The organism is Paracoccus sp. FO-3 (assembly GCF_006386455.1).
GTDB lineage: Bacteria > Pseudomonadota > Alphaproteobacteria > Rhodobacterales > Rhodobacteraceae > Paracoccus > Paracoccus versutus.
This window is the reverse complement of the sequence record NZ_VCBQ01000066.1, coordinates 12,466-27,817: the sequence shown is the minus strand read 5'-3', so window position 1 is coordinate 27,817 and position 15,352 is coordinate 12,466. Positions and strand designations below refer to the sequence as shown.

11 protein-coding genes, 1 pseudogene and 1 riboswitch are annotated in these 15,352 nt (G+C 69.1%); of the genes and pseudogenes, 3 read left to right on the top strand and 9 right to left on the bottom strand.

All coding sequences use genetic code 11. From position 1 onward, the window contains the following. Positions 1 to 564: 564 nt before the first annotated feature. Positions 565 to 706 (bottom strand): annotated as a pseudogene (locus FE811_RS28330) (integrase core domain-containing protein); the annotation flags it as partial. Positions 707 to 805: 99 nt separating this feature from the next. After that, a riboswitch (TPP riboswitch) is annotated at positions 806 to 925 on the top strand. 80 nt (positions 926 to 1,005) lie between these two features. On the opposite strand from FE811_RS28330, the gene thiC reads away from it, so the two are divergent. Further along, positions 1,006 to 2,811 (top strand): phosphomethylpyrimidine synthase ThiC, encoded by a 1,806-nt coding sequence (gene thiC, locus FE811_RS17465; protein ID WP_140848215.1) that lies wholly within the window; start codon positions 1,006 to 1,008, stop codon positions 2,809 to 2,811. Between the two features lie 543 nt (positions 2,812 to 3,354). Here thiC and FE811_RS17460 read toward each other — a convergent pair. Next, positions 3,355 to 4,752, bottom strand: a complete 1,398-nt coding sequence (locus tag FE811_RS17460) for an FAD-binding oxidoreductase (RefSeq protein WP_140848213.1) — start codon at positions 4,750 to 4,752, stop codon at positions 3,355 to 3,357. A gap of 105 nt (positions 4,753 to 4,857) precedes the next feature. On the opposite strand from FE811_RS17460, the gene FE811_RS17455 reads away from it, so the two are divergent. Further along, positions 4,858 to 5,613 (top strand): FadR/GntR family transcriptional regulator, encoded by a 756-nt coding sequence (locus tag FE811_RS17455; protein ID WP_036760830.1) that lies wholly within the window; start codon positions 4,858 to 4,860, stop codon positions 5,611 to 5,613. Beyond that, the gene (locus FE811_RS17450; RefSeq protein WP_036760828.1) at positions 5,610 to 6,605 is read left to right on the top strand and encodes an MDR family oxidoreductase; all 996 of its coding nucleotides are present in this window, start codon (positions 5,610 to 5,612) and stop codon (positions 6,603 to 6,605) included. The genes FE811_RS17455 and FE811_RS17450 overlap by 4 nt, the downstream gene beginning before the upstream one ends. 43 nt (positions 6,606 to 6,648) lie before the next feature. Here the strand turns inward: FE811_RS17450 and FE811_RS17445 are convergent, their stop codons facing one another. From FE811_RS17445 to FE811_RS17415, 7 genes are read right to left on the bottom strand one after another with little or no spacing between them, the layout of a single operon-like run. Beyond that, the gene (locus FE811_RS17445; protein ID WP_140848211.1) at positions 6,649 to 8,304 is read right to left on the bottom strand and encodes an acyl-CoA synthetase; all 1,656 of its coding nucleotides are present in this window, start codon (positions 8,302 to 8,304) and stop codon (positions 6,649 to 6,651) included. A 36-nt stretch (positions 8,305 to 8,340) separates the two neighbouring features. Further along, positions 8,341 to 8,733, bottom strand: a complete 393-nt coding sequence (locus tag FE811_RS17440; RefSeq protein ID WP_140848209.1) for a rhodanese-like domain-containing protein — start codon at positions 8,731 to 8,733, stop codon at positions 8,341 to 8,343. 2 nt (positions 8,734 to 8,735) lie between these two features. Next, positions 8,736 to 9,314 (bottom strand): peroxidase-related enzyme, encoded by a 579-nt coding sequence (locus FE811_RS17435; RefSeq protein ID WP_036760824.1) that lies wholly within the window; start codon positions 9,312 to 9,314, stop codon positions 8,736 to 8,738. Next, complete coding sequence (locus FE811_RS17430) at positions 9,311 to 11,626, bottom strand: molybdopterin guanine dinucleotide-containing S/N-oxide reductase (protein ID WP_140848207.1); 2,316 nt, start codon at positions 11,624 to 11,626, stop codon at positions 9,311 to 9,313. The genes FE811_RS17435 and FE811_RS17430 overlap by 4 nt, the downstream gene beginning before the upstream one ends. A gap of 12 nt (positions 11,627 to 11,638) precedes the next feature. After that, entirely contained in the window at positions 11,639 to 13,183 is a 1,545-nt protein-coding gene (locus FE811_RS17425) for an acetolactate synthase large subunit (protein WP_140848205.1), read from the bottom strand. Continuing rightward, complete coding sequence (locus FE811_RS17420) at positions 13,180 to 14,670, bottom strand: FGGY family carbohydrate kinase (protein ID WP_140848203.1); 1,491 nt, start codon at positions 14,668 to 14,670, stop codon at positions 13,180 to 13,182. Before FE811_RS17420 ends, FE811_RS17425 begins: the two co-directional genes overlap by 4 nt. After that, positions 14,670 to 15,347, bottom strand: a complete 678-nt coding sequence (locus tag FE811_RS17415) for an L-fuculose-phosphate aldolase (RefSeq protein ID WP_072463879.1) — start codon at positions 15,345 to 15,347, stop codon at positions 14,670 to 14,672. Before FE811_RS17415 ends, FE811_RS17420 begins: the two co-directional genes overlap by 1 nt. Positions 15,348 to 15,352: the final 5 nt, after the last annotated feature.

Sequence of the window (15,352 nt, the reverse complement as noted above, 5' to 3'; positions counted from 1 at the left end):
TTCCGCGCCAAGCCCCGCTAGGCTGGCTAGTCGTGTCTGGAAACCACGCCATTCCGGCGGGTTGCAAGGGTGCGGTGGTATTCAGCCTCGGCGCGGGCGCAGGGTCCATGTTGCCGCCTACGGCGGAGCCGACTGGATCAAGCGAAGGCCATCAGGGGATAATGAATTGCCGATCACTCGCCGGATCAGGGAGTCCTGACGTTTCAGGTGCGATCTTGGGACCGGAAGTATTTCGGGACACGGCTGCGCGGCCCAGTATCCCGCGGCCTGCCAGCCACAGGCAAGCATTTCTGAAAGCGCGCCTCTCGCGACCAGCGTGATTTGCCTCAAGCCCGTGCCACCCGCAGGGCATCACCTGCTTCCCGCAAAGCGACAGGATTGCGCCCCGTTCGCCCGTGAAGATCGATCCTCTGGCCCTTCGTTTCCGGCTGGATCACCGTCTTCTCGATCAGTCCGCGCAGGATGGTCGCCGCATCAGCCGCGTATCGCCGCGATCAGCGCGGCCAGGTCCTGCCCGCAGATCGGGGCGATGCCGGGTGGATCACCGCAGGCGAGCGCCGGGGGCATGGTCTTGCTGAGCAGCTCGTCGCGCATCCGCCCGTTGAAGCCTTCCACGAAACCGTTCCGCATCGGCTTGCTCGTTGCGAGAGAATGCCATTCCTCGCTGCCCGAGGCAGCACCGCTGGATGGCATTCGAAGTCGGTCCCGCGCCGTGGTTACATGCCGATGGGATCGGAAGGGCCTGGCATCGCCGGCGACGACCACGCCTGACCGTTGACATCCCCATCCCGCATTCGCATGCTGGCCACTCCACCAGGGGTGTCCCGACAAGGGGCTGAGATACTGCTGAGCCATAAGGCAGCGCAGTGACCCTATGAACCTGATCCAGTTCATGCTGGCGTAGGGACGGTGCGGATGCCTTGCCGGTCGCGTGCGGCCAAGGGGGCATTCTTTTCCTTCCCGTCAGTGCTGGGTCTCCAATGCTGCGACGCGAGGAGCCTCGACATGACATCCAAAGAAACCCCGACGGTCACCACCGGACCGCTGCCCGCCTCGACCAAGGTGTTCAAGCCGGGTGTGCTGCATCCCGACATCCGCGTGCCGATGCGCGAGATCGCCTTGCATCCAAGCGCGGGCGAGCCGCCAGTGACGGTCTATGATTCCTCGGGGCCCTATACCGATCCCGGTGCCGAGATCGCCATCGAACGCGGCCTGCCGCGCCTGCGCGAGGGCTGGGTCAGGGCGCGCGGCGACGTGGAATCCCATGAGGGGCGGCATGTGAAGCCCGAGGACAACGGTTTCGTCTCGGGCGACCGGCTGACGCCCGAGTTTCCCATCCGCCACCGGCCCTTGCGGGCGCGGAACGGCAAAGCCGTCACCCAGCTTGCCTATGCCCGCGCCGGCATCGTCACGCCCGAGATGGAGTTCATCGCCATCCGCGAGAACCTTGGCCGCAAGGCCGCAAAAGAGGCGCTGGCCCGCGACGGGCAGGATTTCGGCGCGGCGATCCCCGCTTTCGTGACCCCCGAATTCGTGCGCGACGAGGTGGCGCGCGGGCGGGCGGTCATCCCGGCCAACATCAACCACCCCGAGGCCGAGCCGATGATCATCGGCCGCAATTTCCTGGTCAAGATCAATGCCAATATCGGCAACTCGGCGGTGACTTCCTCGATGGCCGAGGAGGTCGAGAAGATGGTCTGGGCGACCCGCTGGGGCGCGGATACGGTGATGGACCTGTCCACGGGCCGCAACATCCACAACATCCGCGAATGGATCATCCGCAACGCGCCCGTGCCAATCGGCACCGTGCCGCTTTACCAGGCGCTGGAAAAGGTCGGCGGCGTCGCCGAAGACCTGACATGGGAGGTGTTCCGCGACACGCTGATCGAACAGGCCGAGCAGGGCGTGGACTATTTCACCATCCATGCCGGGGTGCGGCTGCACATGATCCCGCTGACGGTGGATCGCGTCACCGGGATCGTCTCGCGCGGCGGCTCGATCATGGCGAAATGGTGCCTGCATCACCACCGCGAAAGCTTCCTCTACGAGCGGTTCGACGAGATCTGCGACATCATGCGCGCCTATGACGTCAGCTTCAGCCTTGGCGACGGGCTGCGCCCCGGCTCGATCGCCGATGCCAACGACGCGGCGCAATTCGCCGAGCTGGAGACGCTGGGCGAGCTGACGCAGATCGCCTGGGCCAGGGATTGCCAGGTCATCATCGAAGGCCCCGGCCACGTGCCGATGCACAAGATCAAGGAGAACATGGACAAGCAGTTGGCCATCTGCGGCGAGGCGCCGTTCTATACCCTCGGCCCGCTGACGACCGACATCGCGCCGGGCTACGACCATATCACCAGCGGCATCGGCGCGGCGATGATCGGCTGGTTCGGCACGGCGATGCTGTGCTATGTCACGCCCAAGGAACATCTGGGCCTGCCCGACCGCGACGACGTGAAGACCGGCGTCATCACCTACAAGATCGCCGCCCATGCCGCCGACCTGGCCAAGGGGCATCCGGCGGCGAAGATCCGCGACGACGCCCTGTCGCGCGCCCGGTTCGAGTTCCGCTGGGAGGACCAGTTCAACCTGTCGCTGGACCCCGAGACGGCGCGGGCGTTCCACGACGAGACGTTGCCCAAGGAGGCGCACAAGGTCGCCCATTTCTGCTCGATGTGCGGGCCGAAGTTCTGCTCGATGCGGATTTCCCACGACATCCGCGCCGAGGCGCAGAAAGAGGGCCTGGCCGCCATGGCGCAGAAATACCGCGAGGGCGGCGACCTTTACATGCCGGTGCGCGAGGCGACGTAAGCGGTAGGGGCGGTTTCGCGCCTGCACGAGATCGCATCGCTCCTCCGCCATCTCGCGGGGGAGTGCTGCGATCTCTGGCCGTCCTGCATCTGCCGAAGCTGAATCACGCGGCCGCAGCTGTCATCCCAGACGGCCAGGCGAACCCTGCCCGCATCCAGCGGGTCCAGGGTGAACCGGATGCCGGACGGGCGCGTCGCTCGAATGCGCCGGCTGGCTGGAGCTGTTCCATTCCCTCGCCACCCTGCTTGGCGCCGCAAGGGCCGATGTTCTTGGCGGTGATGCGCGGTGCATATCCCAGCGCCTTGAGCCTTGAGCCTTGAGTCTTGAGCCGGGCCGCTGCTGCGGCGGCCGGCATGGCTCATCCAGCCGCATCGCGACGAAGCCGGGGGTTTTCCTGCAGAATTCCAGCACCAGCCGAAAGGTGAAGCCCGGTGGCGGTTTCCAAGCCCGCAGGACCACGGTCGCCCCGAAACTGCGGTGCGGGGAACCTTGGAATCGAAATCCCGCGGTAATTGCCGGGGCGTCTTCTGGCCGGAGGAGGCATCAATCCGCAAATATCCGGCCCCGGTTCAGGATGCCGCGGGGGTCCAGTGCGCCTTTCAGCGCCTGCATGGCCGCGATCTCGGCCGGGCTGCGCGCAAGCGGCAGCCAGGGCTTCTTGTCGATGCCGATGCCATGTTCGGCGGAAATCGACCCGCCATATGCAGCGACCAGGCGCATCAGGCAATCCACCGCCCGGTCCTTGCATCCGGTCTGAAAGACGTAATGCAGATTGCCGTCCGCAAGATGGCCGAAGATCAGGAACCGCGCCTCGGGGTCGATCTGCGCCAGCACGCGCCGGCTTTCATTCAGGAACTCGGCAATGCGCGGCACCGGCACGCTGATATCGCCGTTTGCGATATTGTCCTGTCCGCGCAGGTAATCCGCGCAGGCGTCGCGCAATTCCCACAGGGTCAGGAATTCGCGCTGCGATTGGGCGATGACGGCGTCCAGCGCGACCCCATCCTCAAGCGCCGCGGCCAGGCAATCCATGAAGGCAGCCGGGGCGGCCTCGCCCGCGGTTTCGGACTGGATCTCGGCCAGCACATAGATCGGGGCGGGGGTCGCCAGCGGCGGGGCCATGCCCAGGTGGCCGGCGACGCCGCGATAGATCGTATCCAGCATGATCTCGTAGGCCGAGAGCATGCCGCCCACGCTTTTGCGCAGGCGCCACAGCAGGTCCAGCGCCGCCTCGACCGAGGGAAGGGCCAGCAGGGCGTTCGTCTCGACCGCCGGGCGGGGATGGAGCCGCAGCAAGGCGCGCGTCACCACGGCGAGCGTGCCCTCGCTGCCGATGAAAAGCTGGTTCAGGTCGTAGCCGCTGTTGTCCTTGTCCAGCCCGCGCATGCAGGCAAGGACGGAGCCATCGGCCAGCACCGCCTCCAGTCCCGCCACCTGCGCACGGAACATGCCATAGCGCAGCACGCGGATGCCGCCGGCATTGGTGGCGATATTGCCGCCGATGGTCGCGGTGCCGCGCGCGCCGATATCGACGCCGAAGATCAGCCCGGCCTGGTCCGCGGCCTCCTGCACACGCTGGAGCGGCACGCCGGCGCCGGCCAGGATGGTCCGACTGTCAGGATCGGGCACGGCCAGTTCGGTCAGCCGTTCCGTGGACAGCACCGCCTCGCCCGGCCGCACGCGATGGGCGCCCGACAGGCCGGTGCGCCCGCCCTGCACGACCAGCGGTTGGCCGAAGGCATTGCAGGCCGCAAGCGCCGCCGCGACCTCGGCGGTGCTGCCAGGGCGCATCACGAAACGCGGCGGGGCAGAGAAGCGGTCGCGCCGATCCTCCTGGTAACGCGGGGCGACGGCATCGCCGGTCAGCAGCGCCGCCGGCGGCAGAACCCGGCCGAGCCGGTCAAGCAACGCCAAAACGTCCGGGTCTTGCGGCTTTGCCATGCGATCCTCCCTTGTTGCCGGGAAGGGTGCCGGCATTTTTATATTTGTCAAACCTTTTATGTTTTATATGGCCCTGCTAGCCTGCCCGAAACGGCGGAGAATCGGATGGCGCTGCAATATGACGAGATCGTGCGGGGAGGGCTGGCCCGGCAAGTGGCCGATCTGATCCGCGATGCGATCATGCAGGGGCGGCTGGCGACGGATGAGCGCCTGCCGACCGAAGAGGAGCTGGCGCGCCGCTTTGGCATCTCGCGTCCGACGGTGCGCGAGGCGCTGAAGGTTCTGGCGGCGCAGAACCTGATCCGCTCGCGTCGCGGGCCGACGGGGGGCACCTTCGTCAACGCGCCCGACGACGATGCGGCGGCACGCAGCATCACCGACACGGCGACGCTGCTGGTCGGCATGGGCCGTTTCGACATCGACGAGATCGTGACGGCGCGGATGCAGACCGAGGCCCTGTGCTGCCGCCTGGCCGCGCAGAACCGCGGCGACGACGACCTTGCGGCAATGGCCGCCGAAATCGCCTTGCAGCAGGACGAGGCATTGCCGGACGAGGATTTCTGCGCCTCGGACGTCCGCTTTCATCGCGCCGTGGTGCAGGCCACGGGCAACGGCCCCTTGCAGCTGATGATGCACGCGATGATCGAAAGCTTCATCCCGATCACCAACATGCTGATCTATCGCGATCACGAGCGTCGCCGCACCGTCGCCGCGCATGAGCGCATCCACATGGCCATTGCCGCCCGCGATGCCGAGACGGCCGCGCAACTGATGCGGGGCCATGTCGAGGGGATGCGCGCCGTGCTGGACCAGGCGCTGGCCCGCCGCAATGCCGACAAGCCCCGAGGAGGAACCCCATGACCGAAACATTCCGCGCCCTGCTGATCGAGGATCGGGACGGCAAGCCCGTGGCGGGCTTCCGCGACCTGACCCGCGACGCGCTGCCCGACCACGAGGTGCTGGTCGAGGTCGCCTATTCGACCCTGAACTACAAGGACGGGTTGGCGATCACCGGCAAGGGCCGCATCGCCCGCCGCCTGCCGATGGTGGCGGGGATCGACATTGCCGGCACGGTGGTCGAAAGCCGCTCGGACCGCTGGCAGCCGGGCGACAAGGTGATCGTGAACGGCTGGGGCCTGTCGGAAACCGAATGGGGCGGCTACAGCCGGTTCCAGCGCCTCAAGCCCGAATGGCTGACCCGCCTGCCCGAAGGGTTTTCGCTGCAGGATGCCATGGCCATCGGCACCGCGGGCTATACCGCCGCGCTTTGCGTCGATGCGCTGGAGGATTGGGGCGCGATCCGGCCCGGCGGCGCCGAGGTGCTGGTGACGGGCGCTGCCGGCGGGGTCGGCTCGACCGCGATCAGCCTGCTGTCGGCCAAGGGCTATGCCGTCACCGCCGCCACCGGCCGTCCCGAGACGCATGACTATCTGGCCGGGCTGGGCGCCACGGGCTTCGTGGATCGCGCCACCTTGGCCGAAAAGGGCGGCCCGCTGCAAAAGGAACGCTGGGCGGGGGCGGTGGACAGCGTGGGGTCCACCACGCTGGCCAATGTGCTGGCGCAGACCAATTACGGCGGCGCGGTCGCGGCCTGCGGGCTGGCAGGCGGCTTCGACCTGCCGGCGACGGTCATGCCGCATATCCTGCGCGCGGTCGCGCTCTTGGGCATCGACAGCGTGATGGCGCCGCAGGCGAAACGCGACCGGGCCTGGGCGACGCTGGCCGCGCATCTGGACAAGGCGCATCTGGCCAGCATCGCGCGGGTCGAACCCATGTCGAAGCTGCCCGAACTGGCCGCCGACATCGTCGCCGGCCGCATCCGGGGCCGCGTGGTCATCGACGTGGCCGGCTAGGGCCGGCGCGGGGCCGGGGGGCGGCAAGCCCGCTCCCCGCCCGTCAGGCCATGGCCTGCGCCAGTTCGGCCGCGCGCGCACGCAGGGCGAATTTCTGGATCTTTCCGGTCGAGGTCTTGGGCAGGGGTTCGAACACCACCCGCGACGGGCATTTGTAGCCCGCAAGCCCCGCCCGGCAATGGGCGATCATCGTGGCCTCGGTTTCCGTGCTGCCGTCGCGCAACTCGACGAAGGCGCAGGGGGTCTCGCCCCATTTCTCGCTGGGCATGGCGACCACGGCGCAAAGCGCGACGGCGGGATGGCGATAAAGCTGTTCCTCGATCTCGATCGAGGAGATGTTCTCGCCGCCCGAGATGATGATGTCCTTGGAGCGGTCCTTGAGCTGGACATAGCCGTCGGGATGCATCACGGCCAGGTCGCCGGAATGGAACCAGCCGCCGGCAAAGGCCGCCGCGGTCGCATCCGGGTTCTTCAGATAGCCCTTCATCACCACATTGCCGCGAAACATCACCTCGCCCAGCGTCCGGCCGTCGGCCGGCACGGGCAGCATGGTGTCCGGGTCCATCACCGCCAGCTCGTCCAGCGACAGATAGCGCACGCCCTGCCGGGCCTTGCGCGCCGCCTGCTCCGAAGCCGGCAGCCCGTCCCAGCCGGGATTCCATTCGTTCACCACGGCCGGGCCATAGGTCTCGGTCAGGCCGTAAAGATGGGTGACGCCGAAGCCGGCCTTCGCCATGGCTTGCAGCACCGTCTCGGGCGGCGGTGCGGCGGCGGTGTTGAACATCACCTGCTGCGGAAAGCTGCGCTTCTGGCCGGCCGGAGCGTTCAGCAGGGTGGACATGACGATGGGCGCCCCGCACAGATGCGTGACGCCGTGATCGGCGATGGCATCGAATATCGCGCCCGCCCGCACCCAGCGCAGGCAGACCTGCGTGCCCGCCTGCACCGGCACCGTCCAGGGAAAGCACCAGCCATTGCAGTGAAACATCGGCAGGGTCCACAAATAGACCGGATGCCGGCCCATCCCGGCATGGATGACGTTGTTCAACGCCATCAGCGCCGCCCCGCGATGGTGACAGACGACGCCCTTGGGATTGCCGGTCGTTCCCGAGGTATAGTTCAATGAGATCGCGTCCCATTCGTCGCCGGGCAGGGTGCCGGGGTGATTCGGGTCTCCATCGGCCAGGAACTGGTCATAGTCTAGGCTGCCGATGCACGCGCCCTTGGGATGGGGGGCATCCTCGGGATATTCGGCGTCGTCGAAGTCGATCACCAGCGGCCGGACCTGGGCCCGCGCCAGCGCCTCTGCCGCCAGCGCCGAAAACTCGCGGTCGACGATGAGCACGCGCGATTCCGCGTGGTCCAGCTGGAAGGCGACGGTCGCGGGATCGGAGCGGGTGTTGATCGAATGCAGCACCGCGCCCCCGGCCATCGGCACGCCGAAATGGGCGTGGATCATCGGCGGCGTGTTCGACAGCAGGACCGAGACGGTATCCCCGCGCCCGATGCCCCGTCTTGCCAGGGCCGAGGCGAGCCGGCAGCAATCGGTCCACAGCCGGCCATAGCCGTGGCGCTGGCGACCGTGGATCACCGCTGGATGATCGGGAAAGGCCTGCGCCGCCCGCCGGAGGTAAGAGATGGGCGTCATCGGCTGGTGGTTGGCCGCCGTTCGGTCCAGCCCCTCGTCGTATTTGGTCATGCTTCTCCCCCCAAATTTGTTGCCTCGCCCGGTGGTCTAGCCCTTGGCGTGCCGTTCGGCCACCGGCTGGCCGGCCTTGCGCCATTCCCCGAATCCGCCGCGCAGGGACCGCGTGTCCAGCCCCATCTCCTGCGCCACCCGTGCCGCCAGCAGCGAGCGCCAGCCCGAGGCGCAGTAGAACACATAGGTCCCGCCCTCGGCAAAGCGGGGCTTGTGATAGGGGCTTTCGGGGTCGATCCAGAACTCCAGCATCCCGCGCGGGGCGTGGAAGGCGCCGGGGATCATCCCTTCGCGCTCAAGCTCGCGCGGGTCGCGGATATCGACCAGGACCACCTGCGGATCGTCCCGCATCCGGGCCGCCTCGTCGACCGTGACCGATTGCACCACGGAATCGGCCTCGGCCAGCATCTGCTTGTAGCCGACAGCCATGATCAGCGGCCCATCGCGTAGAATTCGTCGTTGGGCCGCATGCTGGACACGTTGGCCAGCCGGTTCGACATGCCGAAGAAGGCGGCGATGGCGGCGATGTCCCAGATGTCATCCTCGTCGAAGCCATGGCCGCGCAGGGTGGCGAAGTCATCGTCCCCGACCTCTTGCGCGCGGGCCGAGACCTTCATGGCGAAATCCAGCATCGCCTTTTGCCGGGGGGTGATGTCGGCCTTGCGATAGTTGATCGCCACCTGGTCGGCGACCAGCGGGTTCTTGGCGCGGATGCGCAGGATCGCGCCATGGGCGATGACGCAATACTGGCACTGGTTCACGGTCGAGGTGGCGACGACGATCATCTCGCGCTCGGCCTTGGTCAGGTTGCCGGGGCGGTCCATCAGCGCGTCGTGATAGGCGAAGAAGGCGCGGAATTCGTCCGGCCGGTGCGCCAGCGTCAGGAACACGTTGGGGATGAAGCCGGATTTCTCCTGCACCGCCTCGATGCGGGTGCGGATGTCCTCGGGCATGTCGGCAAGGCGGGGAACGGCAAAGCGGCTGACGGGGGCGTCGGCGGTTTCGGTCATGGGGTCTCCTCCGGGTCGGGCAGGATGTCTGCCAGTTGCGATTGATAGGTCCGCATCGGGTCGCGGTTGTCGCCGGCATGGGGGGCGACGCGGATCAGGCAAGTATGGGCGGAACAGCCCTGCCCAAAGGCCGAGGTGCCGATGTCGAGCGTCAGGACATTGGGATTGCCCGAGATTTCCGGGCCGTCCCCGACGGGCGTGAACCAGGCTCCGGTCGGCAGCACCGCGACGCCGGGCGCGGTGTCGCTGCTCAGGCAAGCCGTGGCAAGGCAGGCGCCGCGCGCGTTCCACAGCCGCACCGTCGCCCCGTCGTTGATGCCGCGCGCCTGCGCATCGGCGGGGTTCAGCCGCAATTGCTCGCGCCCGTGGCGCTTGCCGGCCATGCTGGCGGCGCCGGTTTCCAGCTGGCTGTGCAGCCGCCCCTGCGGCTGGTGCGAGATCAGGTGCAGCTCGTCCCCCCTGGCCTTGCCCAGCCATTCGGCGGGCGGCAGCCAGGCCGGATGCGCCGGGCAGTCGTCATGGCCCAGCCGCTCCAGCGTCTTGCTGCCCAGCACGATCCGCCCGCTTTCCGTGTCCAGCGCATGGCCCGCGGGGTCGTGGCGAAAGCCGGCCAGATAGACATGGTCGCGCTGCACCGGCACCGGGGCATGGCCGCGTTCCCAGAAGGTCTCGAAATCCGGCATCGGGAAGCCATGCGCGCGCAGGGCATGGGTGCGGCTTTCGTCGTAGAGATGCCGGATCCAGCCCATCTCGTCCCGGCCCTCGTTGAAGGCGGGGCCGACGCCCAGGCGCTGGGCCAATGCGTCGAAGATGTCGAAATCCGAGCGCGCCTGGCCCAGCGGCGCGATGGCCTGCCGCATGGCCAGGATCAGGTCGCAGCGCTTGTTGCCGGCCAGGTCGTTGCGCTCGATCGAGGTCGAGGCCGGCAGCACGATATCCGCCCGCCGCGCGGTCGCGGTCCACATCGGATCCTGCACGACGATCGTCTCTGGCCGGGTCCACGCCTGAGACAGCCGGTTCAGATCCTGGTGGTGGTGGAAGGGATTGCCGCCCGCCCAATAGACCAGCCGCGTGTCGGGATAGTGCCGCGTCTCGCCCTGATAGGTAAAGGGCGCGCCGGGGTTCAGCAGCATGTCGCTGATCCGCGCCACCGGGATGAAGCTGTCGATGGGCTTGACCCCCTGCGACATGCCCGGCGACTTGCCGACGGAAAAGGGCGCGCCCACGCCGCCGAGCGAGCCGTAGCCGTATCCGACCCCGCCGCCCGGCAGGCCGATCTGGCCCGCCACGGCCGCCAGCCCCAGTGCGGCCCAGAAGGGCTGCTCGCCATGATGGGCGCGCTGCAGGGCCCAGCTGACGGTCAGCATGCTGCGGCTGTCCACCAGCCGCAGCGCCAGGGCCCGGATCGCGTCGGCGGGCAGGCCGGTGATGGCCGCGGCCCAGGCGGCGTCCTTGCGCTGCCCGTCCGGTTCGCCGCGCAGATAGGCCAGGAATTCGTCCGAGCCGCTGGTGCAGCGGGCAAGGAAACCGGCATCCTGCCGCCCCGCCGCCACGATTTCGCCCGCCAGGCCCAGCATCAGCGCCGCGTCGGTATTGGGCCGGATCGGCCACCATTCCGCGCCCACCCAATCCGGCAGGTCGTCGCGCAGCGGCGAGACATGGATCACCCGCACCCCGCGTTCCGCGATCCGGCGCAGATAGCCTTCCAGGTAATGCGCGCCGATGCCGCCGGCCTCGCTTTGCGCGGTGCGGGGCGACATGGCGCCAAAGACCACCAGCGTTTCCGTATTCTCGGCGATGTCGTCCAGCGTATTGGCCTGCCCGCCACAGGCGCGGTCGTCCCCCAGCACATGGCGCAGGATCACCGGCCCGGCGGCGATGGAATAGGTATCGACATGGCCGGTATAGCCGCCGGCCAGGTTCAGCATCCGCTTCAGCAGCGAAGAGGCATGGTGGAACCGCCCGCAAGAGGACCAGCCGTAGCTGCCGGCAAAGATCGCGGCATTGCCGTGGGTCTTGGCCACGCGCGCGATCTCGCCGGCGACCAGGTCCAGCGCCTCGTCCCAGGGGAGGGCCAGGAAACGCTCGCGGCCCCGGCCATGGCGGTCGCTGCCTTCGCGCTTGGCCAGCCAGCCTTCGCGCACCATGGGGCGCAGCACGCGGCGGTCGGGCTTCGCCCATTCGGCGACGGAATGGATGATGGCCGAGGGCGCGGGGTCCATGGCCAGCGGTTCCACGCCTGCGATCCGGCCGTCCTCGACCAGGATGGTATAGGCGCCCCAATGGCTGCAATGCGGTATGCGGCGGATCATGGCTGGCCCCTTTCAGACCACGGCTTCGATCAGGAACGGCCCCTTGCGCGACATGGCGGAACGCAGCAGGTCGAAGAAGGCTTCGGCGGTATCGGCCCTGGCGGCCTCGACCCCCATGCCGCCGGCGATGCGCACCCAGTCCAGCGCCGGATCGTCCAGGTCCAGCATCCGCCGGGCGTTCTCGCCGGGGGTGCCGGCGCCGACGTTCTGCAATTCGCCATGCAGGATCTTGTAGAGGCGGTTGGCAAAGACGATGGTCACGACGTCCAGCCGCTCTCGCGCCTGCGTCCACAGGCCCTGCACGGTATACATGCCGCTGCCGTCGGCTTGCAGCCCGATCACCTTGCGGTCGGGGCAGGCCACCGCGGCGCCGGTGGCCATGGGGATGCCCTCGCCGATGGAGCCGCCGGTCAGTTGCAGGAAGTCATGCGGCGCGGCGCCGTGGGTCGAGCGGAAGAAGTCCCGCCCCGAGGTCACGGATTCGTCGCAGACGATGGCGTTTTCCGGCATCAGATGCGCCAGCGCGACGGCGATGGCGTCCGGGGTCAGCGCGCCGCCGGGCATGTCCGGCGCGCCGCGTTCCGCCAGTCGCGGGGCGGACGCCATGCCGGTTTCCCCGGCCAGCGCGGCGATGGCGGCGGGCAGGTCGTCGTCCGCGCCCGCCATGGCGATCACCCGGCAGCCTTCGGGCAGCATCGAGCCGGGCTTGCCGGGATAGGCAAAGAAGCCGACCGGGGCATTGGCGCCGATCAGCACCAGTTGCTCGGTTTCGGCGAAAGTCGCCAGCGCCTGGTCGATGACATAGGGAACGCGGTCCAGCGCCACCCGGCCCGCGCCGCGCTGCATCCGGGCATTGGCCTGCTGCGCCATGAGGCGCGCGCCGGTCTTTTGCGCGATGCGGTCCAGCATCTCGGCCTGCGGGGCGTGCAGGGCGCGGCCGGTGACAAGGATGGTGGTGCGCTTGCCGTTCCGCAGCGCCTCGGCCGCGGCGCGGATGCGGGCGGGATCGGGGGCGGCGGGGGCGGCGGGGACCACCGCCGCCGGCACCGGGGCCGAGGTCCGGGTCCAGGCGGTGTCGGCATGCAGGATCAGCGTGGCGATGCCGCCGGCGCCGGCCCGCGCCGCCGCGATGGCTTCGGCGGTGCGGCTTCCCACGGCATCGGCGGCCTCGGCCCGGCCCACCCAATGCGACATCGGCCGGGCGAGGCTGTCGATGTCGCTGGTCAGCGGTGCATCCAGCGGCAGATGACAGGTCGCATGGTCGCCCACCACGTTGACCATGGGCGAGCGCGCGCGCCGCGCGTTGTGCATGTTCGCCAACCCGTTCGCCAGGCCGGGGCCGAGATGCAGCAGCGTCGCTGCCGGCTTCTCGGCCATGCGGGCATAGCCGTCGGCGGCGCCGGTCACGACGCCCTCGAACAGGCCCAGCACGCAGCGCATCCGCGGCTGGCGGTCCAGCGCCGCGACGAAATGCATCTCGGAGGTGCCGGGATTGGCGAAGCAGGTGTCGATGCCGTTCGCCAGCAGGGTTTCGCACAGAAGATCGGCGCCGTTCATGGGGTCTCCATCAGTTTTTCGGCCTGTTCGCGCAGGTCGGAGAGCGGTTCCCAGAACGGGGACACGGCCTCCAGCAGGGCGGCGAACAGGCGGTATTTGCCTTCGGCATAGGCTGCGACGGGGCCGGGGTCGGGCGCAAGGCCGTGCCCGGTCGTCCCGATCCATGGCGCGGGGTCGCGGGCGTCCAGCAGGAAGCGCGCGGCGATGGCGGCAAGGCCGCGCAGGCCGGCATGGCTGCCGGGACGGCGCTGCACCGTGCAGCCGGTGACGGTCGCGAGGAACTGGGCGAAATGTTCGTCGCCCGCCAGCCCGCCGCCCAGCGACAGGGCGCCGCCGGGCGCGCCCATCATCGCGTGGCTGGCGCGGGTGACGAAGGCCAGCGCCTCGCGCCCCGCCCAGGCGATTTGCGCGGGGGTGCTGGCCGCGGTCAGGCCGATGACCGCGCCCGAGGCATGGGGGTCGGTCCAGGGCGCGCGCTCACCGCCCGGCTCAAGAAAGGGATGCAGGATCAGCGCCGAATAGTCCGGTGCGGGCGCGGCGGGCAGGTCGGCAAAGCGGCGCGACAGGTGATGCAGCAGCGTGGCGCCGTTGAAACAGGGGTGAAAGCACAGGTAGCCGGGGCCAAGCGCGAATTGCTGGATCATCGCCCCGGCGGGGGCCTGCGGCATGGCGGCGGGATCGTCCAGCAGGCAGGCATGGATCGCGCTGGTGCCGAAGATCGAGGCGCGGCCGATGCCGGCCCGGCTGCCGAGGCCCAGTCCGATCAGCGTCGCCTGCACGTCGCCCGGACCCAGCAGCACCGGCAGGCCCTGCGGCAGGCCGGTCGCCTCGGCCGCGGCTTGGGACAGCCCGGCCCGCGCCGCGCCGACGGGGGCCAGGTCGGGCAGCAGCTCGGTCCCGCGCGACAGGCCAAGGCTTTCCGCCACCACCGGCGCCAGCGCGCCGCTGCGCCAGTCGCCCCAGACCGGCAGCAGCGCCGTCGGCTCGGCCAGCGGTTGCCCGGTCAGCGCCAGGAACAGCCATTCCTTGAGCCGCAGGGCATGGGTAATGCGGGCATGGCGGGCGGGGTCGTTTTGCTGAAGCCACAGAAGCTGCAGGCTGGCGGAGGCGGCGGTCGGCCGCGACCCGGTCGCCGCCTGCACCGCGTCCAGCGCCGGCGCCATCGCGGCCACCAGCCCGCGCGCGCGCCCGTCGAGCCAGGTCAGCGCCCGCCCGACCGGCTGGCCACCCGCATCCACCGGCCATAGCCCGTCGCCCTGCCCGGTGACGATCAGCCCCGCGAAGGGGCCCGTCGCCTGCGCCGCGCAGTCGCGCAGCACGGACAGCGCCTCGGCGCGGGTCCGGTGCATGTCCTGCTCGACCCGCGCGCCCTCGCGTTGCAGCGCGCCGTTCGGGCGCTCGGCCTGGGCCAAGAGGCGCCCGGCTTCGTCGAAGGCCGCCGCCTTGACCGAGGTCGTGCCGGAATCGAGGCAAAGCAGCACAGCCATCAGGATGCCTGGCGCAGCCCTTCCAGCGCGGCGCTGCCTTGCTGGCCATAGGTCTTGAACTTGACCAGAACCTCGGCGATCTGCTCGTCCGACAGCACCGGCGGCTCGCCCAGCGGCAGGCACAGCAGGTATTGCCTGGCCAGCTCCTCGACCGTGACGGCCAGCGCCAGCGCGCGGGCGATATTGGCATGGGCGGCGATGACGCCGTGATGCGCCATCAGGCAGGCGCGGCGCCCCTCCAGCGCGGCGACCACGCGGTCGGCCAGTTCCTGCGTGCCGAACAGCTCATAGGGCGCGCAGCGGATGCTGCTGCCGCCGGCGGCGGCGATGACGTAATGGATCGCCGGGATCTCGCGCCCCAGGATCGACAGCGCCGTGGCATGGGTCGAATGGGTATGGACCACCGCGTTCAGGTCGGGACGCGCCTGCAGGATGTCGCGGTGAAAGCGCCATTCGGACGAGGGCTGCACCTCGCCGGCATAGGTCGCGTCCCAGTTCATCGCCACGACATGCTCGGGCTGCAGCTTGTCATAGGGGATGCCGGTGGGCGAGATCAGGAAGCCGTCGCCGTAACGGACGCTGATATTGCCCGAGGTGCCCTTGTTGATGCCCAGCCGGTTCATGGCGCGGCAGGATTCGATCAGCTCAAGGCGCAGGGCGCGTTCTTCGTCGGTCATGGGAT